The organism is Microcoleus sp. Pol11C2 (genome assembly GCF_036701505.1).
Lineage (GTDB): Bacteria > Cyanobacteriota > Cyanobacteriia > Cyanobacteriales > Microcoleaceae > Microcoleus.
The window spans coordinates 38,630-61,065 of record NZ_JAUBQX010000021.1 but is presented as its reverse complement, the minus strand read 5'-3'; the positions used below and the strand labels follow the sequence as shown (position 1 = coordinate 61,065).

Below are 22,436 nucleotides of genomic sequence, written 5' to 3'. Positions count from 1 at the left end.
GTCTGTTGATATATTCCGACACGTCAGTACACAACCTATGGTTCGAGAATTAGAGCGATCGAGTGCCCGCGAGAAACGCAACCTGTCCGATTTCCCCGAAACAGCACCCGCAGCCAATCCAGTATTTTTCAGGACTTACAGTCGCCGTACCGAGACGGGAAGGGAGACTTGGGCCGAAGTGTGCGCGAGAACAGTCAAAGGGCTGCAAAAGCTGGGAAACCTCACCCCCGAAGAAACACAACTGCTGCACCGGATGCAAAACCAGCTCAAAACCCTCGCTTCAGGCCGCTGGCTGTGGGTAGGTGGTAGCAAATGGATCGAACAACCAGAGAATTTTTCCGGCGCATATAATTGCTCCTCAACAAATATTCTCGACTGGCGTTCGTTTGGTTTGTTGATGGATTTGGCAATGATGGGCTGCGGCACAGGGGCAGTCTTGGAACCACAATATATCAACCAACTGCCGCCGATTCGCAACCGTTTAACCCTAACCATGCAAGGCGAAATCGGCTCTACACCCGCCCAGTTGCGCCGTCAAGAAACCGAAGTAAAAATTGCAGAAAAAACCGCAACTATTTATGTCGGAGATTCTCGCCAAGGTTGGGTAAAATCCTATCAAACTTTGCTAGAATTATCCACAGATGAAAGATTTGCAGGAGAAGTTCAAGTATTTATCGATTTGAGCGACGTTCGCCCGGTGGGAGAACCTTTAAAAGGTTTTGGCGGAGTAGCAAATCCGGTGAAATTGCCCGACCTTTATCAGCGCTGCGCCGCTATTTTGAATAAAGCTTTCGGGCGGCAGTTAAATTCAGTTGAATGCTGCGTGTTGATAGATGAAGCGGCGGTGACAATTGTTGCTGGAAACATTAGAAGATCTGCCGGAATGCGTCAGTTTTATGCTGATGACGAACTCGGAGCAAATGCTAAAAATAATTTGTGGCAACAAGATGAAAGCGGCAACTGGAGAATAGATCCAGAACGCGATGCCCTTCGGATGGCCAACCATACGCGAGTTTTCCATACCAAACCTACACTAGAAGAATGTATTGATGCTGTCCGCAAACAGTATTACAGCGGCGAAGGTGCGATTCAATGGGCCGGGGAAGCTGTAGCTCGATCTAACGTTGATTTACTTTCAACACCGAGCCTTAGAAGTGAGTTTTTGAAAGCTTACGACGAAGGAAAAGCTAAAGAGTGGTTGCAGGAACGCCATCCTAATATGACTGCTGGCGAGTTAGAGCATCGGTTAGTCCGTGTGGGCTTAAACCCGTGTGGTAAGTAATTTTGCCTCACGTAAAAAACCTCGCAAAATCGGAGAAGACTGAGATGTTAATTCCGAGGTAAGTAAGGGAATTAAAAGTCCTTTACCACCGTAGAGCGTACCGGGTGAACCTTCTTTCTAGAAGAATATAATCCTGGCAAGAGTGCGGGGCATTTACAGCTAAAGTAGATGAAAAAGTACGCCGATCTACAGGGAAAATTGAATCTGTAGAACTAAAGGATAAAAAGCCTTTAGGGTAACAAAAATGGAAATCATAGGCTCTAATTTTCACTGTAATTTGGCAGAAGTTCACCTCAATCAAATTGACCCTTACAACTTCAAAGAACAGGAGGAAGCTTTCAGGGCTGCGGCTCTATCTGTCGCGGTACTTCTAAATCACAAATTTCTTGAACCCCGCTATCAATACAGCCGCGAACTAGACCCGATTGTCGGCGTATCTTTCACGGGATTGTTCGATTTCTTCGTTCATGCTTTTGGCGTTGAGTGGCTGCGCTGGTGGGTGGAAGGCCGCCCGCAAACTCCGCAAGGAATCGCTTTTAAACAGCGGGAAGAAGAGTATTTGAGTGGTTGGCGGGAGATTGTCAATCGGGTAGTATGGGATTATTGCGATCGCCATTCCTTAAAACGCCCAAATCGCTGCACAACGGTTCAACCATCGGGTACTAAATCTCTGCTGACAGGTGCTTCGCCGGGGTGGCATCCGCCGAAAGCCCAGCGTTTCATTCGCCGCATCACTTTCGGCAAAAACGACCCTGTAGCCCTCGCCTGCATCGACTACGGATACAACGTGATTCCGTCTCAATCTGACAAAGATGAAAACGGCAATTTGCTGAACAATCCCTTCGATGAACGCTGTACAGAATGGCTGGTAGAAATACCTGTTGCGGTAAGTTGGGCTGATTTACCCGGTGCTGATGAAATTGAAATAAACAAATTCTCAGCGGCGGCACAAATGGACTTTTATATGCAGGTGCAAAAGTTCTACGTGCGGCATAACACCAGCGCGACTATTGAGTTGCGGGAAAATGAAGTAGAAAGTTTTGGCACTAGGATTTACGAGGCGATTCGCGATGATGAAGGCTATATTTCCGCAGCGCTTTTAGCTCGATTTGATGCTCTTGAAACTTTCCCGCGTTTGCCATTTGAACCGATCAACAAGGAAACTTACACCAAGATGGTGGAAGAGACTTTGGCGCGCCGCGAAATTGATGTTTTTCATGCGGCACTAAGTCGCTATGACTTGGGTGAAATGATGGATTCGGGGCCGGCGGGCTGTGATTCCGATAAGTGTTTGATGCCGGAGACTAAATAGATTTAGCGATCGGCTTAACTATGAGAAATCCCCTGGCTTTGGGGATTTCTTTTTTTTGAGTTGCACACAAATGCTAAAGCCTTGATTGAGGCTGTTTTGGAGAAGAGGCGATCGCTGTTTGGCGGTGAGACGGGCGATCGCTTTTCAGGGGTGAGAGTGCGATCGCCCTTACAGTCAAAATTGTTTATCCCCAAAAAAAATAATCTGGCTTCCTCCCCGTGTCCGGGAAGGGGTTCTTTGAGAATTATCGATCGAGTGCGGAACTGACCAACTGTCAACCGCTGCATTTTGGGCAACAAACGAACCAGCACCCAATGGTAAAGTCGTTCTTTGTAAGACATAATTAACTTGTCTCCATACGTATGGGAGGCAGTGCTGATAGGTTGGTAGCCGGGACGCACTGGCTTTCTGACGAATGTGATGTTCTCCTCTCATACTACGAATTGTGGTTAAGTCAACTTAACCATAGGAATTCTGAAATTGGATAGTTAATGAGTAGTGTGGCCCAAAAACTCAAACAACGATGCCAATCGCTTTCTTTGACGCAGCAGCAAGTTGCGGATGAATGGGGCGTGAGTGCAACCACTGTGAAAAATTGGGAAGCTGGTAGACATCTTCCAAAACTCTATCTCGAACAGACGAAAGTATTGTGCGACCTCCTGAAGCTGTCCTTAGACGATTTGGTAGATTAACCCAAACTAAGCAATAGCAAAAGTAACAGCGATCGCGCCTATTTAATCTCTAATCAAAAAGTGGGATCGTCTCTTCTCTTCCCCTCTTAAAAAAGAATGTCAGTATTGTGCAGCGGCGATTGATTGAGAAAAGTGCAAGATCCGGACTTACGCATGACCTCCCGATATGGTGTTTGGTCGGGGTAATCCTCCGGTGATTGCCCCTACATCATAACTGCGGGTCTTGTACCATAAAGTAGTTCCTAGAAATTAACACATTTCTCTCTATGTAAAATCTCTATTTAAAAACATCTTTCGTCTTTTAAAGCACCAATGTTGCGGTCAAATAAACTGCGGCGTGCAGGCCTAAAATTCCCCAATTCAGAGCCAAGTTTTGCCAAGTCGGTTCGTAGACTGCGCTCTTATCGAATAAGTGCGGCAAGATTGTGCGATGGGGCAATCTTACCGCACTTTTCTCAACCGTTCACATAATAATCCCGCGTTCCCTTCGCATTCATCGCTTCTCCGAGTCGATTTAACCCGTACACGTAAGCCGCAGTTCTCATGGAAATTGAAAATTCCTGAGATTTTTTCCAAATTGCCTCAGTTTCTTCGACCATTTTATGCTTCAACCGCTGATTGACTTCCTCCAGCGTCCAATAAAGTCCGCTGCGGTTTTGCACCCACTCAAAATAACTAACCGTTACGCCTCCGGCATTGACTAAAATATCAGGGATTACCTGAATTCCCCTTGCTTCTAAAATCAAATCAGCAGCAGAATCAATCGGCCCGTTAGCTACTTCAAAAATAAACTTAGCCTTAACATCATTAACATTGGCTTCTGTTATTTGATTCTCCAAAGCGGCTGGAACCAGCACGTCTACATCTAATGCTAAAAGTTGCTCATTTGTCAAGATTTCGTGTTCGATAATATTGCAAACAGAACCTTCGCAGTAAAGGGCTTTGATACCTTTGTTAGAATCTTTAAAGCCTCGAATACTGGGGATATCCAGCCCTTGTTTAGCATAAATTCCCCCTTGGGAATCGCTGACAGCAACAACTTTGTAACCTGCTTTCCACAGCAGTTCAGCTATTTCGGCACCTGCATTGCCAAAACCTTGTACTGCTACAGTCGTATCTGGAGGATTTAGCTCAAATTTGGGTAAGATAGTTTCTACTACAAAAAAAGCACCCATTGCTGTTGCCGTATCTCTGCCCAAACTGCCGCCAATTGTCACTGGTTTTCCAGTCACCACCGCTGGAGAAAGCTGACGCTTAATAATATTGTACTGATCCATCATCCAACCCATAATCATGGGATTGGTGTACACATCCGGGGCGGGAATATCGACATCGGGGCCGATGAAATCTGCGATCGCATCCACATAGCCCCGGCTCAACCGTTCCAATTCCAGTTTAGACAATTCCTTGGGATTGAGAGTAATTCCGCCCTTTGCTCCTCCAAAAGGCAAGTTCAAAACTGCACATTTAAAAGTCATCCAAAATGCTAAGGATTGCACTTCATCAAGGGATACTCCCGGATGATAGCGCACTCCTCCTTTAGACGGGCCTCTGGTATTGTCGTAGCGCACCCGATAACCTTGAAAAATTCGCAGGGAACCGTCATCCATCCGCACGGGAATCGATACAATTAAACTGGATTTGGGGTGTTTCAGCCTTTCGATCGTATCCTCAGAAAGGGACACATATTTTAAGGCTCGTTCTAATCGGCGGCTGGCATCGGCAAATAATGATTCAGACATAAGAAGTTAGTTGAGTGTTGACTGTTGTCAGAGAGAAGAAGGCTTCGAGTGCTTAAGCTAATTTAATCACAATCCTGGTTGAATGCTGTCAACTGTCAAGGGTCAACTCTTCACAAACTGCCTTGTGTCGCTCGACAATATCGCAGTGCCAAGCAGCCATTAAGCAGATACACTTACAATAGAGAGTGATATTTAAGCTCAAGCCGCAATTTGAGTTCGATCGCTCAAATCACTGGCAGCCATCAGGGGAATTAAATTCTGAAATAGATCGAGGCTGTAGCTGACGTTAGAAACTGAATTATTATTATGGTTGGACTCCTAGCCGCACTCTCTGCGTCTGCGGCAGGGGGTATGAGAATTGCCCTGCCCCTGCTGTTAATTGGTTTGTTGCGGATTGACAAACTTTGGTCGGAAATACCTCTATTGTCGGGGGTTCCCCCCCAGGTGGCTATCACCATCTTGGTGAGTTGGTCGCTGTTAGAGTTATTTGCTTCTAAAACCTTTGTAGGACAGCGGGTACTGCAAATTGTGCAAATTATTTTCAGCCCTATTGTAGGAGCAATTATGGGAATTTCGATCGCTCAAGTAAGTTCGATCGACGAAATTATTGCTCACCCTTGGATGCTGTGGATAATTGGTATTGTCGGAGGTTTGTTGGCTTTAGTGCTGCAACTGGTACAAGCAGGATGGTTTTACCGGCTGCGGGGTTTGCCGATTTGGGTGATTTTCCTCCAAGATGTTCTGTGCATTTCCTTGGTTTTGTTTGCCTTTGACGCACCACGGCAGGGAGGGTTAGTGGCGATGATGCTGCTGTGGCTGGCAATTCGCAGTTCTAAAGAGTGGTATCGCTGGTACAAAAGTCAGGGAATACCGGGCGATAGGGGAAACCCCCGCCGCCGCAAGCGCGATCCTGATTAATTAGTGATTAGTTATTGGTGATTAGTGATATCGTTTACGGTTGTTTCGGAATGATTTAACCGCAGAGACCGCAGAGGGCGCTGAGGAAGAGAAGAGAGAGATGAAGAATTCCGATCCCAACGGATTGGATATCATTAGTCATGTGTAACAACAGTCAACAGTCAACTGTCAACAGTCAACTGTCAACTGGCAATTTAAAGCAATCCGATCGAGTGTAGCGGGCCCTGACCCGTAATTAACTCCAGCAATAGTGCCACAAAACCAATCATTGCCACACGACCGTTCCAGACTTCCGCCCCCGTGGTCAAACCCCACTCCCACTGCTCTTGAGGGTACATTTTCACTATCTTGGAAGGGCGTATAACATCAGAGAATTTAACGCTGGGAGATTCGATCGACTCGATGACTAAATCGGCCAAGGCTTCAATAAACACCGGATGAGTATTCAGGGCGGGCACTCGGTAGAAATTTTTAATCCCCGATTCTTCTGCTAATTCTCGATACTCCATGTCAATTTCTTGCAGAGTCTCGATGTGTTCGGAAACAAAACTAATCGGAACTACCAACAAATCTTGGACTCCATTCTCTGCCAATTCGGTAATGGCGTCTTCGGTGTAAGGCTTGAGCCATTCCACTGGGCCAACCCGACTTTGATAAGCTAGAGTGTGTTCGTTTGATCGATTCAAATGTTCCATAATCAGACGAGTGCAATCTTCAATCTCGCGCTGATAGGGGTCTCCAGCCTCTTCTACGTAGCTGAGGGGGACGCCGTGAGCGCTGAAAAAGATGTGAACTCGATCGGGATTTGGATTGTGGTCTAGTTGTTGGGCTATCAGTTCCGACATTGCCTGAATGTAACCAGGCCGCTGATACCAAGAAGGAATCGCGGTATATTGTATATCCTTGAGGGCAGAATCTTTGCCCCACATTTCTTCTAGCTGCCGGAAGCTAGAACCGCTGGTGCTGATGGAAAATTGAGGATACAGCGGCAAGATTGTCAAATGTTCAATGCGATCGCGCTTAATTTTGGCGATCGCCTCTTCGGTAAAAGGATGCCAGTAGCGCATCCCGACGTATACTCGAGCGTCCTGTCCCTTTTCTTGCAAGAGTTCTTGCAGGGCTAGGGCTTGTTCCTCGGTAATTCGCCGCAAAGGAGAGCCGCCCCCGATTTGGCGGTAGTTTTCCTGGGATTTTTGAAAGCGCAGGGTCGAAATCAACCAGGCGAGCGGTTTTTGCATCCACGGAAACGGAATGCGAATGATTTCCGGGTCAGCAAACAAGTTGAACAGGAAAGGACGGACATCCTCGATTTGATCTGGCCCGCCCAAGTTTAATAGCAATACTCCCACACGACCCATAGCGGTTACAGCTCTCCCATCGTCTCAGTTCTGTTACTTATCTTTATCATATAACTTAATAATATCTTAAGTCGATAGCAAGGTATACATAATTTTGACTATGGCAACAATTTTTAGAGATTTAAGTTATCGGTATCAGTGTCTCTAGGATTGCGATCGCGCGTCTGGCTGCTTTGAGCGTAGGCGGCCATACTCGTTTGGGTCACAACGGGCAAGGAAAAATCTACCATCAGCCAATTATTATTTAGAAGCTTTTGCCGACTGTCAGTTTGACCGAAGTAAACAGCAGCGTTGCGATGCACGAAATGCAACGGGCGCAATTGCGACAAATCTTTCAGGAAGTATACCGCGTGATCAAGCCCGGTGGTCTATTCATTTTGGTAGATTTTCATCGGCATACAAATCCGGTATTTAGGCGAGGGTTGGCTGTATTTTTGTGGTTGTTTGAGACTGAAACTGAATTAGGGAGTTTGTTGGCAGAGGTGGGATTGCGATCGTACAATTCCGAAAAAACTCAACAACCCAAACTTTATGCTGGCGGCAGCATTCAAGTAATCCAAGTTCAAAAGTCATATCAAATCCGGTAGCATCGTCGGGCGTCAAATCCAGTCAATAGTCAACACTTCCCGATGGTGCAACCGGAATTTATCTAATTAATTAATCTGCGTTAATCTGTGTTTATCTGCTCTCATCTGCGGTCAAAAAGAGAGAATGTATTCACCGCAAATGACAATGAATTGACGCTGATTCACGCAGATAAATAGAAGAGATATTTGAATAATTACAAGCGTAACAAATTTGATATCATTCGTCAACAATCATTGGTAGACACAATTGCCTTTCCTTGTAAACAATCGGGAAAAGCATCTGCGTTTATCTGCGGTTTCCCTCTCAAAAAAAATCGGCAATAAGTCTACTAATGACTCATGACTCCTAACTAAACAAACTTTTTTGCTTCTGCCAAAGCCGCCTCAAACTTGAGCAATACATCCTTTTCTGTGTGAATAGCTTTCTCTTGTTCCAGGAGCGGGCGGCCAAAGCGAAAAATGCCGTCCTGCTCTACGTGATCTACATAAGGCAGCGTTTCTGGATGCGGCAAAAATTTTCTGCCGATTGGGTACGGCGTGTGGAAAGAAAAACTAAAATCGGGAAACTTGTCGCTTTTGATTTCGAGATAGTAAAGCGAGTAATAATCTTTGGTTTCTGAGTACACGCATTCGCGGCACTTATTTACCAATTTGCGGTTCTGATAGAAAAAATCCCACTTGTCCCAATAGTAGGCATCTTTCATCATTTCCTCGTGGTCGTCGCACAGTTCGAGATATAATTTGTCAGCATCCGCCGGACGGTAGAAGTAAAGCATGGCGTAAGGCATTTCAATCAGTAACTTGACAGCTTGATTTTTTCGCTGGTACCATTCCTGCTGGTGAGTTTCGTATACTTCCTTATATTTAATTGCTTTAAAGCTGTTGAGCTGATTTTCTTTGGCCCAGCGCGACGCCCAAACTGTCCAGTAAGCTAGCTGGAAGGTTGCTGAAATTTCCGCCGAACCTTGTTCTTTCCAGTCGGCAATGATTTTTTCCCAAGCTGAACTAAAAGCTAATCGCGATTGTTCGTTTTCTTCTGGCTTTTCTGTATTGATTGGGGTGGGTATTTGGTGATTATTTTTAATCAGCCCTTTGGGTTCTTTGCGCCAATTATTAATATCGGTTGGCGTTAGACTTAAGATGAATCTTCTGTCGTGAACGGGATATTCTAAATGGATTCCTGATTTGCGGAAAGAGCGGTATTCTAAAATAGGGAGTTTGTCTTGTTCAATCCACTGCTGGCGTTCTGCTGGCGAACACTTGAGCATTGCTTCTAATTCAACGGGATCGACCGCTAATTCACTTTTGAATGTCTCCCAAAATCTTTCTTGTTCGGCTGGATTTGCTTCTAGCAGGGATACAATTCGGTTGACGAGATGATCGGTTTGGTCTTGGCAATTTTCGGGAAGTCCTAAGAAGTCGAGGAGTTTGGTCTTGAGTATTCGTCTGGCAGAGATTAGCTCGGCTAACATGAGAAGCTCCAGTAGAGTCATGACTTGCGCCCTTGAATTGGCAAGATTTGCACAAGTCTTATATATCTTAATAGATTCTCTTGGGTTATCGGCAATTGAAATGTCCGCGCGAGCGAAGCTATCCCGAACGCGGGTGCGAGCTCGTTGCGGTAGGGAATCGCCCACCAGCCGCCCCATCCCTAAGCTAAAATACTCAAAGCTAGACCAAAAGCCCGATCGACCTTTTGGCGTGATTGGCTAAAACTCATATCTTGCACCATTCTCAATTACTTGTTTAGGAACAGGCTTTTGGGTCTGTTCCACAAGAAAATTTATATTTTGTGGAACAGGTCCAAAAGCCTGTTGCTGACAATGGTGCAAAATATCAGCTAAAATCGATAATTGCGATCGCGCACCCACAAACTCACAGGCACAGCATGGCCTGTTTTGTCAACCTTTACTTCTACCAAAAATGATTGTCGCTGCTGCCTTTGAGCTTCGCTAATCTCCTGATTGACTTTTTCCCTTTCATCCTCTGGCATATAATAAGTTTCTAAGCCGTATTCCATCTGCCAACCGTTATATTTGCCCTTAATTGCGATTTGATTGGCGGGCAAATTGGTGGGATTTTCTAGACTGACGCGGACGGGTTTCCAAGCTTGGGGGCGGCCGGGATTAGGCGCGGTTTTTGGCGCTTCTAATATTACATAAAAACTGGTTTGTGGCTTGACCTTCTGTGTATTTTGTGGACAAACAACTCCGGGCGGACAATATATTTTTTCTGCAGGTAAATCTTTCCAGCCGGGGAGTTTTTGCAGATTTGTGCGCTCGGAAATATCATAGCTCAAAACTTGGTAATATCCGCGCAAAAAGTCGTAAGGATCTACTGGTGCTGTTTGCAGGACAACTGTTTTGCCAGTCATAAAAGTGTAAACTGCGGGAGCGGGTACGGCGGCAATTAGTCCGATTTGCAAGAGTAAAGGAACCCACAGCCTCCACGCGGGAAGGCGTTTTGCTTCTGGGGGAAGCTGAAACAGATTTGTTGTATCTGGATTTTCAACTAATAAGTCAATGTTGTCGCTGTTCATATTAGGTATGGGTTATATTGTTTAGGGTTGTTTCGGAATGATTAAACCACAGAGACCGCAGAGGCCGCTGAGTTAGAGAAGAGAGAGATGAATAATTTCTATTCATCGGGGATTGTTGCGAAGTGGCGCTCGAACCACAAACCAGCAGCAATTACGCCAATTCCGCATAATACAAAGACAAAAGATTTGAGCAACAATCCTGTGTTATATTCAAATACTCGGCTGATAATTTGCAGGGTGATTAATACCATGCCTCCCCAAAAAGTCTTGCGCTTTCCTAATGCTAAACCTTCTCGGATTAAGCCGACAGCGAGCAGAAATGATAAAACATTGAACAGAAAAGTCGCTAATTGAGGAATGGGAGTAAAACTGAGGTGAAGAAGTGGTATAAAGGCGCTGGCGAGGATTAAAATGCCGATCGCACTTGTAGTCAAATCCACTGCTTTTTGTTTTGGCCGCCGCAGTTCCAAACGTCCCAAACGCAGCCACTCAAACACCGTGAAACCGCCCACAACAGCCACATTTGCCAGCAAAACCCAATCGGGCTCAGTTGTGGCAGGATTCGGCGAATCTTGCCACAACCAGTGGAAAGAAAGAACATAAAATACACTGGCGAGAAATAGCAATGCTAAACTGCGGGCGGTAGGTTGAAACAGCTTCCTGTGTACCTTCGGCCAGATTTCATCGTCGTATCCCCACAGCAAAGCGGGCGGTAAAGCACAAAAAATTGCAGCACCCCAGCTTGGATTTAACCCTTGGACGATAGAAACTTGTAGGGAGAAAATTATCGCGATCGCACCTATGGCAAAAATAGCACGCGATCGACACCAATAAGCCAGCGGCACAAACATTATACTGGCTGCGATCGGCATTTGCCGCACCAAAACTTCCAGCCAAGAAAACTCGACTTTGGAAGACCAATCTAACACGGCAAGCCAATAGCCTAAACCGACTAAAAGTGCGGACAAAACGCCCAAGGAAGTCAACCGCAAACTGTAAGCCATTCCGAGCACGCCGATTCCCCAAGCAAGGTAAAGTCCGTAGGAAGAACCGCCAATGTGGAACATTTGCGCCATCAATGCCATATTGGTTCCTAAAATCAGAGCTCCTAACAGCAACAATCCTTCACCTAGGAGTTTGTTTCGCCCTATTGTTATGGGCAAATTGAGATTGGAGTTTTGGCTTCGGGATGGGGGAATTCGCCACAGATAGAAACCTGCTGCATTGACTGCTACGAAAAGACTTAGCAGCAGCGCGACTCTCACTTCTCGCGACCAAACTTGCCAGTTGGCCGCTACAAAGGTGATGACTCCTATACCGAGGAGAATGCCGCCGAGACTCATCAGAATGCTGAGGAATCGGTTGCGGGAGGCGGTTTCAAGTGTGTTGAATTGGTAGCGTTCGGAAAGTTGTTGGTAGAATGAAGTGTCGATGAGTCCTTCTGCTTGCCAGAGTTTGGCTTGTTCTCGCAACTCGCGCCGAAATTTATCTGAAATCATTGTTGATATTCCAGAGGATTTGAACTGTGATAGTTTTTAATATGTCACTTGTGGGTTGATTGTCGATGGAGGCTGGGACACCTGCTGAACTAGCACAAAAGTCTTTTTTGGGTTTTGAGGTTAGTTTCAATCCCTAATAGGGGTTTAGTTTGATTGCAACGATTGATTTATTTTTGATGGTGCGTGTAAAATCTTTGTTTCAATCCCTGATAGGGATTTAGGTTGATTGCCACCGGGAAAATGTAAGGGTTCTGGGATTGGGAAATTGTTTCAATCCCTGATAGGGATTTAGGTTGATTGCAACACGAGACGCTAAACGCTGAGCGTAACTGCTGGCGTGTTTCAATCCCTAATAGGGATTTAGGTTGATTGCAACATCCATTGTATTGATCGTATCCTGGAAATCGTCGTTTCAATCCCTGATAGGGATTTAGGTTGATTGCAACGCTATCAATTATTTCATTCAAGTTGTTAGCCGATTGATGTTTCAATCCCTGATAGGGATTTAGGTTGATTGCAACAAAAGCTGCCCATAAATCGCAGATTATTACAACTGGTTTCAATCCCTGATAGGGATTTAGGTTGATTGCAACTAGCGACCACTTACGATCGCCCACACTCCACCGAGTTTCAATCCCTGATAGGGATTTAGGTTGATTGCAACCGTAGAGGGGTTTATCAATAGCCGCATAGGGAGTTTCAATCCCGGATAGGGATTTAGCTGGATTGCAACCAGACTGCCTTATTATTTTGAGCCGGGTGAGGTTGCGTTTCAATCCCTAATAGGGTTTTAGTTTGATTGCGGCTTTAATCAGTGTAGAAAGCGTGGCATAGAGCTTTTTTAGTTTCAATCCCTGATAGGGATTTAGGTTGATTGCAACAGTTTCGCAAAAATTCCCGATCGACATTGTGCAGCCGTTTCAATCCCTGATAGGGATTTAGGTTAATTGCAACTCTTCTCAGATAATGCAGATATCCCGAATAAAAGTTTCAATCCCTGATAGGGATTTAGGTTGATTGCAACTGTGTATCGTATGAATCTTTCTCAGTGTTATACGATGGGTTTCAATCCCTGATAGGGATTTAGGTTGATTGCAACATGATTATTATTACAGATATATAAGCGATAGTATGTTTCAATCCCTAATAGGGATTTAGGTTGATTGCAACGTATCTTTCAGCAACTGGTTGGGCGGAAGCTGTGTTTCAATCCCTAATAGGGATTTAGGTTGATTGCAACTCAAAGAGTCGCCGTTCATAGCTAAAGGATACGTGTTTCAATCCCTGATAGGGATTTAGGTTGATTGCAACTATATCGGAGCGTACAATTGCGCTTCTGTTCCAGTGTTTCAATCCCTGATAGGGATTTAGGTTGATTGCAACTTTTTTAACCGAGGTTCCCCCGAATAACACGGTTGCCAGGTTTCAATCCCTGATAGGGATTTAGGTTGATTGCAACGTGATCTGCAAAATCAAAACCGATTCAACCGGATGTTTCAATCCCTGATAGGGATTTAGGTTGATTGCAACATTGTGAGCATTATCAATAATCGGTGCAAGCACAGGTTTCAATCCCTGATAGGGATTTAGGTTGATTGCAACAGTTGGTTTCTGACACTCTTACTGTATTTAGTTTTCCAGGTTCGTTTGCGTCTGTACTAAAAGTACCTTTTCAATACCGACCTGTCAAGAGGCAAAATTTTAAACAAACCTCAAAACCTTTGACAGCAAGCAATACAGCATTTGCGTCGGATTTTTCATAAAGTGCCTTAAACCCATACTACGCAACTGATACAGCCGAAAAAAATTACCCCCTCAAAAAAACACCTACCCCTAGGCGCAAATTTTATCCATCAACCCGATTCAAATTCCAGTCGTAAGGCAAAAAAACGATCGCCCATCCATCACCCACAGCCGCCTCGGGCCCCAAATAACCGCCCACATACTCAGCCACCGAACCCGCCGCCTTTACAAAATCCTCGCCGTACCACTTAAAAATCTTGCTCAAATAAAGCGTCTTTTTCTCGGCATCATATCGCACCTTATCAGGATTGTGAATAAAACGGCTGGCATCCGCTTCTAGTTGAGTCCGTACCGACTCCGGGAAATAAGCCCCCCGGCGCAGCAGCGGGCACCCGACAGAAGCGCAAACTAATGCAAAATGGATGCGCGGTTCGGCAAATTCCGGCCGCAAAATTGCGTGTTCGATTTGATTGAGACTGTACTTTTTGCCGCCAATAATCGAATTTGAACGAGTGAAAAAATCCAAAAAACTCAGCCAGTTGGGAATTCCCAAAACTTTGGGACGGATCGACGCGATCGGATATACTTCGAGAACTTGAGAAATTGCGATCGCATTGTACGCATTCAGCCACAACGCCAGCCGCGCATCCGCATCAGTACCATCCGCCAAATCCACATCCGCCAAACTTTCCAGCCACGCCCTCAAAACATCCGCCCCCTCAGCTTTCCAGCCCCGATAATTGACGCGGCCCAAATCGTCAACGTAGCGTTGCAGCAACTCGTCCCAAATCGTAAAGTCGATCGTAGCGATCATTTATTACTATCCATAATATAAGGCGGGCATGGCTTTAACTTATGCTTCTATTTAATACTACCGTCAACCGAAATAACACCTACAAAGGTAGTATTTTTTAAATTAACCCCGTCAAACGGGCTCTGGATTAAATTAACTTGAGTCAAATTAGCGCCTTGTAAATTAGCTTGCCACAAACAAGCCCCGCTCAAATTTGCCCCCAATAAATTAGCTTCTCTAAAATTTGCTTCTCTCAAATCTGCCGCTTGCAAATGGGCATTTGCTAAACTCGCCTGCCGCAGGAAATGCCGAGAAATCGCCGCCCGGACACTGGTTAGTTTACCACAACTAATTGACTTGCTGGGGCTTAGGTGCAATCACCTGTGTAGCCAACCCGAAAATCATTCCCCATGAAACTGCTCGCAAAGTTACAGATTTCCTGCTCTTTACATTCTACAATCTTAAAAGATTCTTAATTTCAATTTCAACGGGGATCGGTTTCTTCCGGCCCAACACCAATTCCGCTTTGATCTGCAATTTTTTTAATTCCCCTTACCTTCCTAACACACTATGAGCGATCGCACCGACTTTTTCGATAAACTGTTAGCCGCTGTTGAAAACAATCAAAGTTTGCTGTATTTAGCCCTCGATCCAGACCCAGAAACCTTGCCCCCGCTGGTTTCCATGACGGGGGAGGAAACTCAAAGTTTTGTAACTGATTTGTTGGCAAAGCTAAAAAGTGCGATCGACCAAACATCCGATTTAATTTGTGCTTGCAAAATCACCCTCGGTTTTTACCAATCTCTCGGTATTCCCGGTTGGGCATTGCTGCAAGAAATTTTAACAATTATTCCCCCTCACCTGCCAGTAATTTTAGATGCCAAACACTGCGATTTAAATACCAGCACAGTGTTTGCCAAAATTGTATTTCAAGACTGGCGAGTTGATGCTATTACTTTAAGTCCCTATGCCGGATTCGACCAAGTAGCGCCTTTTTTGTTATACGCCGGAAAAACTGTTTTTGTACTCTGTGCCACCGCCAACCCCTCAGCCGAGGCTGTGCAAGAATACCCGACGCCAGAAAATCCTTTGTACTTGCAATTAGTCCGACTTTCTCAAACTTGGGGAACTCCAGAAAAACTCGGTTTAGAAGTAGGAGTAATGCCGGATATGTTAGCCCGCATCCGCCAAGCCGCTCCTGAACGCCTAATTTTAGTCGAAGGAGACATCGCCGAAGAAATTGATCTCACAGAAGAAAACGACCTCGCACAACTGCTGGCGGCCGGTTTAAGCAAGAATGGTGAAGGTTTATTGCTGCCAGTCCCCCCGAGTTTATTAGCGGGGAAAGAGCCGCGCCGAGAAATTGAGAAATTGCGGGATAATATTAATCAACTGAGGCTAAAGGCGATCGAAGGTAGTCCAACTTGCGAATTGTGGTTGCCCGATGTTTGCTTTTTGCAACCCGAACCTCACCGCGATTTAATTTTACAACTTTATGACATCGGCTGCGTAGTTTTTGGCGACCACGTACAAGCATCGGGCGCCGTATTTCCATATTACATCGACTTGCGGAAAATTATCTCAATTCCTCAGATTTTCCATCAAATTGTCAGCGCTTATGCAGACATTCTCAAGGATTTAAAATTCGATCGCATTGCCGGAATTCCCTACGGTTCTTTACCCACAGCCACCGGTTTAGCATTGCGGATGGAACGCCCGATGATTTTTCCGCGCAAGGAGGTGAAAACTTACGGTGCCGGCAAGTTAATTGAGGGGCATTTTCAGGCAGGAGAAACGATTGTGGTAGTCGATGACATTTTGATTAGTGGCAAAAGCGTGATGGAAGGCGCGGCTAAGTTAAAATCGGCTGGCTTGAATGTGGAAGATATCGTGGTATTAATCGACCACGAACAGGGAGTTAAAGATAAGATGAAAGCCAACGGTTATCGCGCACATTCTGTGTTAGCGCTTTCGGAAATTGCTCAAACTTTGTATCAAGCAAATCGCATTGATACCGATCAATTCAATCTTTTGACAGCGGAACATTAAAGTAAAAAAAATCTAGTTACCAGGCTCTGCCTGGTAATTAATATCCGGAGGCTCTGCCTCCAAATTTCTGTCTCGTTTGGCTTGTTTTAATGGAGGCAGAGCCTCCTGAAATGCGTTACCAGGCAGAGCCTGGGAACGAGTAACAAGCGAGATTAAGCTTGCAAAACTTCAATTAAAGCATCGCCCATTGCCCGACAGCCGACGAGTTTCATGCCTTCCGACATGATATCACCAGTGCGATAACCTCGATCCAAAACTTCGACAACTGCTTGCTCAATTTTATTAGCAGCTTCCGGCTGATTTAAGGCGTAGCGCAGCATCATTGCCGCACTCAAAACTTGGGCGATGGGATTTGCTTTATCTTGTCCGGCGATGTCTGGTGCGGAACCGTGCACGGGTTCAAAAACTCCCGGCCCGGTTGCTCCCAAACTAGCAGAAGGCAGCATCCCAATACTACCAGTTAGCATCGCCGCCGCATCGGAAAGAATGTCGCCGAATAAATTGCCGGTGACAATTGTATCGAACTGTTTCGGCCAGCGAATTAACTGCATGGCGGCGTTGTCAACGTAGAGATGAGAAAGTTCGACATCAGGGTATTCTGAAGAAAGGGCAATAATACGATCGCGCCACAGTTGCGAAACATCCAAAACATTCGCTTTATCAACGGAACACAGCCTTTTTCCCCGCTTCCTGGCCGTCTCAAAAGCGACTCGCCCGATTCTGTCAATTTCCGACTCGGTGTAAGCCATCGTATTAACACCGCGTTTTTCGCCTGTTTCCGTCTCAAAAATACCTTTCGGTTTGCCGAAATAAATGCCGCCTGTGAGTTCGCGGATGACCATAATATCCACGCCTTCGACAACTTCCCGTTTCAAACTAGAAGCATCAACCAATTGCGGTAAAATAGTCGCAGGACGCAAATTTGCAAACAATCCCAATCCGGCGCGCAGTCCTAATAATCCCGTTTCCGGGCGCTGTTCGCGGGGCAAATTATCCCACTTGTAACCGCCAATCGCTGCCAACAATACTGCATCGCAGTTGCGGCATTTTTCCAGTGTTTCTTCTGGCAGCGGATTGCCTGTTGCGTCAATAGCAGCGCCGCCCATTAAAGCTTCTTGAAATTCAAAGCCGATGTCCAATTGTTGACCGACAAGTTTCAGGACATCTACCGCCACAGCGATAATTTCAGGGCCGATGCCGTCTCCTGGTAAAAGAGTGATGCGGTAGTTTTGAGTCATATCTAGTAAGTTGAGAAATTTTTGCGAGCTTATCATTGTATCAGGACAAGCTAGCTAAAAATTCATTCTCGATCTCTTAGTCCGCAGAGGCAGACTTCGTTTGACTCTTAAGCGGTTTCAACCGCCGATTGATAAAGACGATAACTTAATCTATAACTAACAATAGTTCGATCGCACGCACGTACAAAAAAATCGGCAAGGAGTCGCGCAGTGACAGAGGGCGAAGGCATACCAACATCAGCACAGATTGATTCTCGGGACTATTCTTGGGCCTTTTGGCCGGTCGTCCCCCTCTATCCCTACAGCAAGCGGCGCACCATCCGCAAGGAAATAGTCAAGGACACAATCTGGACTTTTGACCAACTACAAGGCATTTTCTACGTTGTCGTCCCGATTCGGATGACAGTAATTAAACTAGAACCCGAAGGCCTTCTCGTCTACGCCCCCGTTGCACCGACTCCTGAGTGCATCCGCTTGGTAAAAGAGTTAGTAGCAGAGCACGGCGAGGTGAAGTACATCCTGCTGACAACGGTTTCCGGCATCGAGCACAAAGTTTTTGTCGGCCCCTTTGCGAGGAGTTTTCCCGAAGCGCAGGTGTTGGTGGCCCCGCAGCAGTGGAGTTTCCCCGTGAATTTGCCGCTGAGTTGGCTGGGTTTGCCCGCAAAACGCACCTCTGTACTGCCCCTTGACAGCAGCAACACGCCGTTAGCCGATCAATTTGACTGGGCAATTCTCGGCCCCCTCAACCTGGGTTTGGGCAAATTTGCTGAAGTTGCGTTATTTCACAGGCGATCGCGCACGCTGATGTTAACAGATTCCATAGTTTCGATTCCCGAAAATCCGCCCGCGATCGTCCAACTCGACTCGTACCCGCTGCTGTTTCACGCCAAAGACAGCGCCTTGGACACGGTGGCAGACACCCACGAAAATCGGCGCAAAGGGTGGCAGAGAATCGCCTTATTTGCCATGTATTTTACGCCTAGCGTGCTGGAAGTGCCGCCGTGGTCGGAGGTGTTAGCCAGCGCGCGCCAAGCGCCAGAACGCTCTAGGAAAGCTTATTTCGGGTTGTATCCATTCAAGTGGAAAACACATTGGGAGCGATCTTTTGAGGCTTTGCGGGGAGGAGGGCGGTTGTTTGTCGCGCCGATTTTGCAGACATTGATTCTCAACCGCGCCCCGAGGGAAACTCTTGATTGGGTGGATACAGTGGTGAGTTGGGACTTTCAAAGGATTGTACCTTGTCACTTCGATGGTGCGATCGACTCCCGGCCGCGTGAATTTCGCCAAGCATTCTCATTTCTGGAAAAACACTCGCCTGTTAATTCCTTACCCGAAGATGATTTTAAATTGCTCAGGCAAATTGATGCGGGTTTGAATAAAACCGGTTTGGTTCCGCCTGCGAAAGACAAGGTTTAATCTTACATCTTGCACCTTTGTTAAGAACAGGCAAGATGCCTGTTCCCCAAAACTCAATGTTATTGTGGAACGGGCATCTTGCCCGTTCCTAAACAGGTAATTAAGAAGGGTGCAACATCTCAGTTTAATCTTATACCAAGTTGCGTTCAGACGTACAATCATGAGTGATACCAAGTTGGGGTATAAACCGTAATTCCATGAATAAGAAAAACTTTTTGCTGATACTCTGTCTGTTGCTACCAAGCCTAGTCATAGGCTGCAAGCAGCCAGAAACCTCTCAAAAACAGGCATCAAGTCCGTTTGTCGCCACACAAACCACCAGCATCCCAGGTTGGAAAAAATTTGAGGGACGCGGTGCACAATTGCAGTTACCGGAGAGTTATAGCGGCGGAGATCTCAGCCAAAATCTGGACGTGGTGGTTCAAAAGCTGGAATCTTTGGGGCCCTACTATCAGCAGATAGCTCAGTCTCTCAAACAGAATCCATCCGCATTCGTCATTTGGGCTTTTGACTCGAAGGTTGGTAAACCCAATTTTCTGAGTAATGTCGCTATTGCTAGAGAGTCAGTTGGCTCTACAGTGACAATAGATACATACTTGGATCTGATTACCAAACAATTACCCAGCGAATTTCGTGTCGTGGAGCAGAAGAAGGTGTCGCTTGACCGCTATCAGGCAGGTCAGATCGTGATAGAAGCAACAATTTCGGGTGTAACTGCCAAACAGATAATGTACACGATTAAGCAAGGGAGCAATATGTGGATTGTTGCATTCTCTACCAGTGCTGAGGAATTTGAACAGCGCAGGCCCACGTTTGAACAAAGTATTAACACGTTTTCAGTGAGCGATTAGCTCGACTTTTTTTCCAGCGAACCTTGTAGGTCTGTTGTATAAGCTGATACTAAGTTGCGTTCAATGAGCTTATTCTAAAATGTGGGAAATAAGTCATGGAACGCAAGCGTTCCGGACTAGATGCTAGATTGACAACTCCAGGACAAAGTTCATCGACTACCTTAGACATTGACTTGAATATTCGGTTATTAAATAAAGTATTTTTCTCGTAAATCTTCTCACAGATGTTCAACGGGCATTAATTCGGGGGTATAAGACGGTGGAGTCAAAAGCCGAATTTTTTCGGAAATTTCAAATTATTTGACATTTATCACCCTCAACTAGATTCTACATCAGAATGCAACTTGGTATTACATCTTGCATTATTCTCAAAAACAGGCATCTTGCCAGTTCCACACAACTCAATATTATTGTGGAACCGGCAAGATGCCCGTTCCTAAACAGCTAATTGAGAATAGTGCAACATCTCAGTTCAATCAGATATCTGTAGGGACAGGGCATTGCCGTGCCCTTACCTTTCGCACTTAAACTCATCAAACTTCACCACTTGCGACTCCGGTTTGCGCGTATCAAAATAGTAGCTGCTAACCATACCCTCCCCCGTATCAAAAATAGTAAAAGCCGTAATATCATTGCTATCAATATACGGCAACGGCCGCCCGTCTTCTCCCAACAAAGGCGCCACAGTCGGCACCACAGGTTCCAATCCGTTCGGGTCTCCAATAGCGCTGTAATCTTCCCGATATGCCGGCGGCACAAATCGGCGCTTTTCCCCCGCAAAAGCACCGTAACTGTTGCCCACATTAGAAGTCTCCAAAAAGTGCATTCCGCTGGAACTTACAAACCGATTCCACAAGTGCGAATGTCCGTAAAATACCAACTGCACCCCCGCTGTTTCTAGTAGCGGCACTACATCCCGAATCAGATAATCTTGCTGTTTCGGATACTCGTAACGCACCATTTTAATCTCGCCATCGAGAGCGCGATCGACTATTTGCACTGGATCAGTATAAGCAGGTACAATATTGTCGCCCAGAGAATGCGGCGGGTGGTGAAACATTACAATTTTATATTTTGCCTGCTGGAACTCCGAACTCTTTAACTCTTGTTGCAGCCAAGTATATTGAGCGCTACCCTTGACAATCGGCTCAAAAATATGCTGTCCGTATCCCCATTTTTCAGGCTTATTAAAATCTTCGTCTCGTTCGCGATACCTGCCTCTGGCACCCGGATCTAAATTCGGAGTCCGCCAGATATTCGTAACATACAAAGTTACTAACCGCACGTCCCCAAAAGTCACCGCATAGTATTTTTTGTTACCCCCTAAATTAAAAATTTCGTCATATGTATCGCTATTAAAAGTATTGTTTTTTAGCCAAATTTCGCGCACTGAAGGGTCATTATTGGGATTCAAAGATACAGCACGTTGAGCGTATATTTTCTCGGCAGCGGCGCGGGGAAAAGGATCGTGAAACTGCTCGTAGAGTGTGCTGCTATTTGAATACCTACCCATGATTTCGTGATTGCCAATGGCGGGAAATAAAGGCGCGTGTTGGATCAGTTCGCCGCCGCTGTAAACGGTTTTGATGCCGTTTTTGTCGAGTGCGGAAAATGCCCGACCTTGCAGCGCGGGAAAGAAGGCGCGGCCTTGGTAGTCGTCAAACCATTCAGAAGCGCGATCGGGTATATTAATTAAATCCCCTGCCATAAAAACCGCGTCAACTCTCCCAATTGTTTCGGCTACTTTCTGGAGATTTGCTGCTGTCATAGGCATCAATTGATGGTCGGAAGTGAGGAGAATTTTGAGCGCCCTTCCTGCTGCTGGTGTTGGAGAAAGAGTGAAAACTTTGCTGCTGACAGATGCGCCGTCTTTCCTTTCGCTGGTGACTCGATAAGGAATGCGAACACCGGGCATTAAATTGGAGACTTCTGCTTCGTGGCGCCAGATGTCGCGGAGAATTGGATTGCTGTCAATTATGCTTTGTTTGATTTCATCGGAGATGCGCGAGTCTTTGTCTTCGCGAGTGCGGCTTAGCTTCGTAGTATTTGCAGCCGCAATTTCATTCAGATTTTCGCCGTAAGCAACCGTGTTGCGAGTACCGGCAAACTCGGTGAACCAGACAACTCGCACCGAGTTTGCTGTTGGGAGTTGCAGAAATGGATCGGTTAAAAGTTGAGGTTGGTTGAGGTAAGATTGCATAATGAAACCTAGCAATAGGACAATCAGAAAGAGGACGGCAAAAAACCAGGGATTGCGGGGTAAATCTCTAGAATTTTCTAATTGATCTGGCAATGGTGTCAACATAATTCATTAGCCATAAGTCATTAGTAAGCAGAAAAAAAAGCAATCGATTGTAGATTCTCGACTCGAAATTTTAAACTGCCAAGGTTATCAAAAAGTTAAGAAATTAGTAGAA

General features: G+C 45.8%; 19 protein-coding genes and 1 CRISPR repeat array. Of the genes, 9 read left to right on the top strand and 10 right to left on the bottom strand.

Translation table 11 applies throughout. The features are described 5' to 3' along the window. The first annotated feature begins 37 nt into the window (after window positions 1-37). Window positions 38-1,282, top strand: a complete 1,245-nt coding sequence (nrdJ, locus tag QUA42_RS14345; RefSeq protein WP_333137856.1) for a ribonucleoside-triphosphate reductase, adenosylcobalamin-dependent — start codon at window positions 38-40, stop codon at window positions 1,280-1,282. Window positions 1,283-1,526: 244 nt separating this feature from the next. After that, window positions 1,527-2,594: a ribonucleoside-triphosphate reductase, adenosylcobalamin-dependent gene (nrdJ, locus tag QUA42_RS14340; RefSeq protein WP_333137855.1), complete on the top strand. Its 1,068-nt coding sequence runs from the start codon at window positions 1,527-1,529 to the stop codon at window positions 2,592-2,594. 14 nt (window positions 2,595-2,608) lie between these two features. On the opposite strand, the gene QUA42_RS14335 is transcribed toward nrdJ (QUA42_RS14340), so the two are convergent. Then, the gene (locus QUA42_RS14335; RefSeq protein WP_333137854.1) at window positions 2,609-2,935 is read right to left on the bottom strand and encodes a hypothetical protein; all 327 of its coding nucleotides are present in this window, start codon (window positions 2,933-2,935) and stop codon (window positions 2,609-2,611) included. Window positions 2,936-3,085: 150 nt separating this feature from the next. On the opposite strand from QUA42_RS14335, the gene QUA42_RS14330 reads away from it, so the two are divergent. Beyond that, complete coding sequence (locus tag QUA42_RS14330; protein ID WP_333137853.1) at window positions 3,086-3,286, top strand: helix-turn-helix transcriptional regulator; 201 nt, start codon at window positions 3,086-3,088, stop codon at window positions 3,284-3,286. 455 nt (window positions 3,287-3,741) lie between these two features. Here the strand turns inward: QUA42_RS14330 and QUA42_RS14325 are convergent, their stop codons facing one another. Beyond that, a complete protein-coding gene (locus QUA42_RS14325) occupies window positions 3,742-5,028 on the bottom strand; it encodes a Glu/Leu/Phe/Val dehydrogenase (RefSeq protein ID WP_333137852.1) in 1,287 nt (428 codons plus the stop codon). 306 nt (window positions 5,029-5,334) lie between these two features. On the opposite strand from QUA42_RS14325, the gene QUA42_RS14320 reads away from it, so the two are divergent. After that, on the top strand, window positions 5,335-5,946 hold the full coding sequence (locus tag QUA42_RS14320) for a DUF4126 domain-containing protein (protein ID WP_333137851.1): 612 nt from the start codon (window positions 5,335-5,337) through the stop codon (window positions 5,944-5,946). Between the two features lie 194 nt (window positions 5,947-6,140). On the opposite strand, the gene hemH is transcribed toward QUA42_RS14320, so the two are convergent. Beyond that, a complete protein-coding gene (gene hemH, locus QUA42_RS14315) occupies window positions 6,141-7,304 on the bottom strand; it encodes a ferrochelatase (RefSeq protein ID WP_333137850.1) in 1,164 nt (387 codons plus the stop codon). Between the two features lie 254 nt (window positions 7,305-7,558). Between hemH and QUA42_RS14310 the strand changes: the two genes are divergently transcribed. Next, window positions 7,559-7,891 (top strand): class I SAM-dependent methyltransferase, encoded by a 333-nt coding sequence (locus QUA42_RS14310; protein WP_333137849.1) that lies wholly within the window; start codon window positions 7,559-7,561, stop codon window positions 7,889-7,891. 350 nt (window positions 7,892-8,241) lie between these two features. Here the strand turns inward: QUA42_RS14310 and QUA42_RS14305 are convergent, their stop codons facing one another. Then, on the bottom strand, window positions 8,242-9,363 hold the full coding sequence (locus tag QUA42_RS14305) for a hypothetical protein (protein WP_333137848.1): 1,122 nt from the start codon (window positions 9,361-9,363) through the stop codon (window positions 8,242-8,244). A gap of 19 nt (window positions 9,364-9,382) precedes the next feature. On the opposite strand from QUA42_RS14305, the gene QUA42_RS14300 reads away from it, so the two are divergent. Beyond that, window positions 9,383-9,604: a hypothetical protein gene (locus QUA42_RS14300; RefSeq protein WP_333137847.1), complete on the top strand. Its 222-nt coding sequence runs from the start codon at window positions 9,383-9,385 to the stop codon at window positions 9,602-9,604. Between the two features lie 127 nt (window positions 9,605-9,731). On the opposite strand, the gene QUA42_RS14295 is transcribed toward QUA42_RS14300, so the two are convergent. The 4 genes from QUA42_RS14295 to QUA42_RS14280 form a co-directional block, all read right to left on the bottom strand. Further along, complete coding sequence (locus QUA42_RS14295) at window positions 9,732-10,430, bottom strand: GDYXXLXY domain-containing protein (RefSeq protein ID WP_333137846.1); 699 nt, start codon at window positions 10,428-10,430, stop codon at window positions 9,732-9,734. A gap of 98 nt (window positions 10,431-10,528) precedes the next feature. Further along, window positions 10,529-11,929: a DUF2157 domain-containing protein gene (locus QUA42_RS14290; RefSeq protein WP_333137845.1), complete on the bottom strand. Its 1,401-nt coding sequence runs from the start codon at window positions 11,927-11,929 to the stop codon at window positions 10,529-10,531. 123 nt (window positions 11,930-12,052) lie between these two features. Next, a CRISPR array of direct repeats spans window positions 12,053-13,531; the repeat unit is 37 nt; unit sequence GTTTCAATCCCTGATAGGGATTTAGGTTGATTGCAAC. Window positions 13,532-13,775: 244 nt separating this feature from the next. Further along, the gene (locus tag QUA42_RS14285; protein WP_333137844.1) at window positions 13,776-14,486 is read right to left on the bottom strand and encodes a DUF547 domain-containing protein; all 711 of its coding nucleotides are present in this window, start codon (window positions 14,484-14,486) and stop codon (window positions 13,776-13,778) included. A 47-nt stretch (window positions 14,487-14,533) separates the two neighbouring features. Further along, window positions 14,534-14,842 carry a pentapeptide repeat-containing protein gene (locus tag QUA42_RS14280; RefSeq protein ID WP_333137843.1) on the bottom strand — a complete coding sequence of 103 codons (309 nt, stop codon included), beginning with the start codon at window positions 14,840-14,842 and terminating at the stop codon, window positions 14,534-14,536. 193 nt (window positions 14,843-15,035) lie between these two features. Between QUA42_RS14280 and QUA42_RS14275 the strand changes: the two genes are divergently transcribed. After that, a complete protein-coding gene (locus tag QUA42_RS14275; protein ID WP_333137842.1) occupies window positions 15,036-16,514 on the top strand; it encodes a bifunctional orotidine-5'-phosphate decarboxylase/orotate phosphoribosyltransferase in 1,479 nt (492 codons plus the stop codon). A 152-nt stretch (window positions 16,515-16,666) separates the two neighbouring features. On the opposite strand, the gene leuB is transcribed toward QUA42_RS14275, so the two are convergent. Beyond that, on the bottom strand, window positions 16,667-17,752 hold the full coding sequence (leuB, locus tag QUA42_RS14270) for a 3-isopropylmalate dehydrogenase (protein ID WP_333137841.1): 1,086 nt from the start codon (window positions 17,750-17,752) through the stop codon (window positions 16,667-16,669). A gap of 210 nt (window positions 17,753-17,962) precedes the next feature. Between leuB and QUA42_RS14265 the strand changes: the two genes are divergently transcribed. Both QUA42_RS14265 and QUA42_RS14260 read left to right on the top strand, forming a co-directional pair. Next, a complete protein-coding gene (locus tag QUA42_RS14265; RefSeq protein WP_333137840.1) occupies window positions 17,963-19,168 on the top strand; it encodes a DUF4336 domain-containing protein in 1,206 nt (401 codons plus the stop codon). Window positions 19,169-19,365: 197 nt separating this feature from the next. After that, window positions 19,366-20,019 carry a hypothetical protein gene (locus QUA42_RS14260; protein WP_333137839.1) on the top strand — a complete coding sequence of 218 codons (654 nt, stop codon included), beginning with the start codon at window positions 19,366-19,368 and terminating at the stop codon, window positions 20,017-20,019. Between the two features lie 511 nt (window positions 20,020-20,530). Here QUA42_RS14260 and QUA42_RS14255 read toward each other — a convergent pair. Then, window positions 20,531-22,324 carry a metallophosphoesterase family protein gene (locus QUA42_RS14255; RefSeq protein ID WP_333137838.1) on the bottom strand — a complete coding sequence of 598 codons (1,794 nt, stop codon included), beginning with the start codon at window positions 22,322-22,324 and terminating at the stop codon, window positions 20,531-20,533. Between the last annotated feature and the right edge of the window lie 112 nt (window positions 22,325-22,436).

Bases quoted from the DNA above. Each gene is read 5' to 3' on its own strand.
- nrdJ (WP_333137856.1), top strand. From the start codon at position 38: ATGGTTCGAGAATTAGAGCGATCGAGTGCCCGCGAGAAACGCAACCTG.
- nrdJ (WP_333137855.1), top strand. From the start codon at position 1,527: ATGGAAATCATAGGCTCTAATTTTCACTGTAATTTGGCAGAAGTTCAC.
- QUA42_RS14335 (WP_333137854.1), bottom strand. From the start codon at position 2,935: ATGTCTTACAAAGAACGACTTTACCATTGGGTGCTGGTTCGTTTGTTG.
- QUA42_RS14330 (WP_333137853.1), top strand. From the start codon at position 3,086: ATGAGTAGTGTGGCCCAAAAACTCAAACAACGATGCCAATCGCTTTCT.
- QUA42_RS14325 (WP_333137852.1), bottom strand. From the start codon at position 5,028: ATGTCTGAATCATTATTTGCCGATGCCAGCCGCCGATTAGAACGAGCC.
- QUA42_RS14320 (WP_333137851.1), top strand. From the start codon at position 5,335: ATGGTTGGACTCCTAGCCGCACTCTCTGCGTCTGCGGCAGGGGGTATG.
- hemH (WP_333137850.1), bottom strand. From the start codon at position 7,304: ATGGGTCGTGTGGGAGTATTGCTATTAAACTTGGGCGGGCCAGATCAA.
- QUA42_RS14305 (WP_333137848.1), bottom strand. From the start codon at position 9,363: ATGTTAGCCGAGCTAATCTCTGCCAGACGAATACTCAAGACCAAACTC.
- QUA42_RS14300 (WP_333137847.1), top strand. From the start codon at position 9,383: ATGACTTGCGCCCTTGAATTGGCAAGATTTGCACAAGTCTTATATATC.
- QUA42_RS14295 (WP_333137846.1), bottom strand. From the start codon at position 10,430: ATGAACAGCGACAACATTGACTTATTAGTTGAAAATCCAGATACAACA.
- QUA42_RS14290 (WP_333137845.1), bottom strand. From the start codon at position 11,929: ATGATTTCAGATAAATTTCGGCGCGAGTTGCGAGAACAAGCCAAACTC.
- QUA42_RS14285 (WP_333137844.1), bottom strand. From the start codon at position 14,486: ATGATCGCTACGATCGACTTTACGATTTGGGACGAGTTGCTGCAACGC.
- QUA42_RS14275 (WP_333137842.1), top strand. From the start codon at position 15,036: ATGAGCGATCGCACCGACTTTTTCGATAAACTGTTAGCCGCTGTTGAA.
- leuB (WP_333137841.1), bottom strand. From the start codon at position 17,752: ATGACTCAAAACTACCGCATCACTCTTTTACCAGGAGACGGCATCGGC.
- QUA42_RS14260 (WP_333137839.1), top strand. From the start codon at position 19,366: ATGAATAAGAAAAACTTTTTGCTGATACTCTGTCTGTTGCTACCAAGC.
- QUA42_RS14255 (WP_333137838.1), bottom strand. From the start codon at position 22,324: ATGTTGACACCATTGCCAGATCAATTAGAAAATTCTAGAGATTTACCC.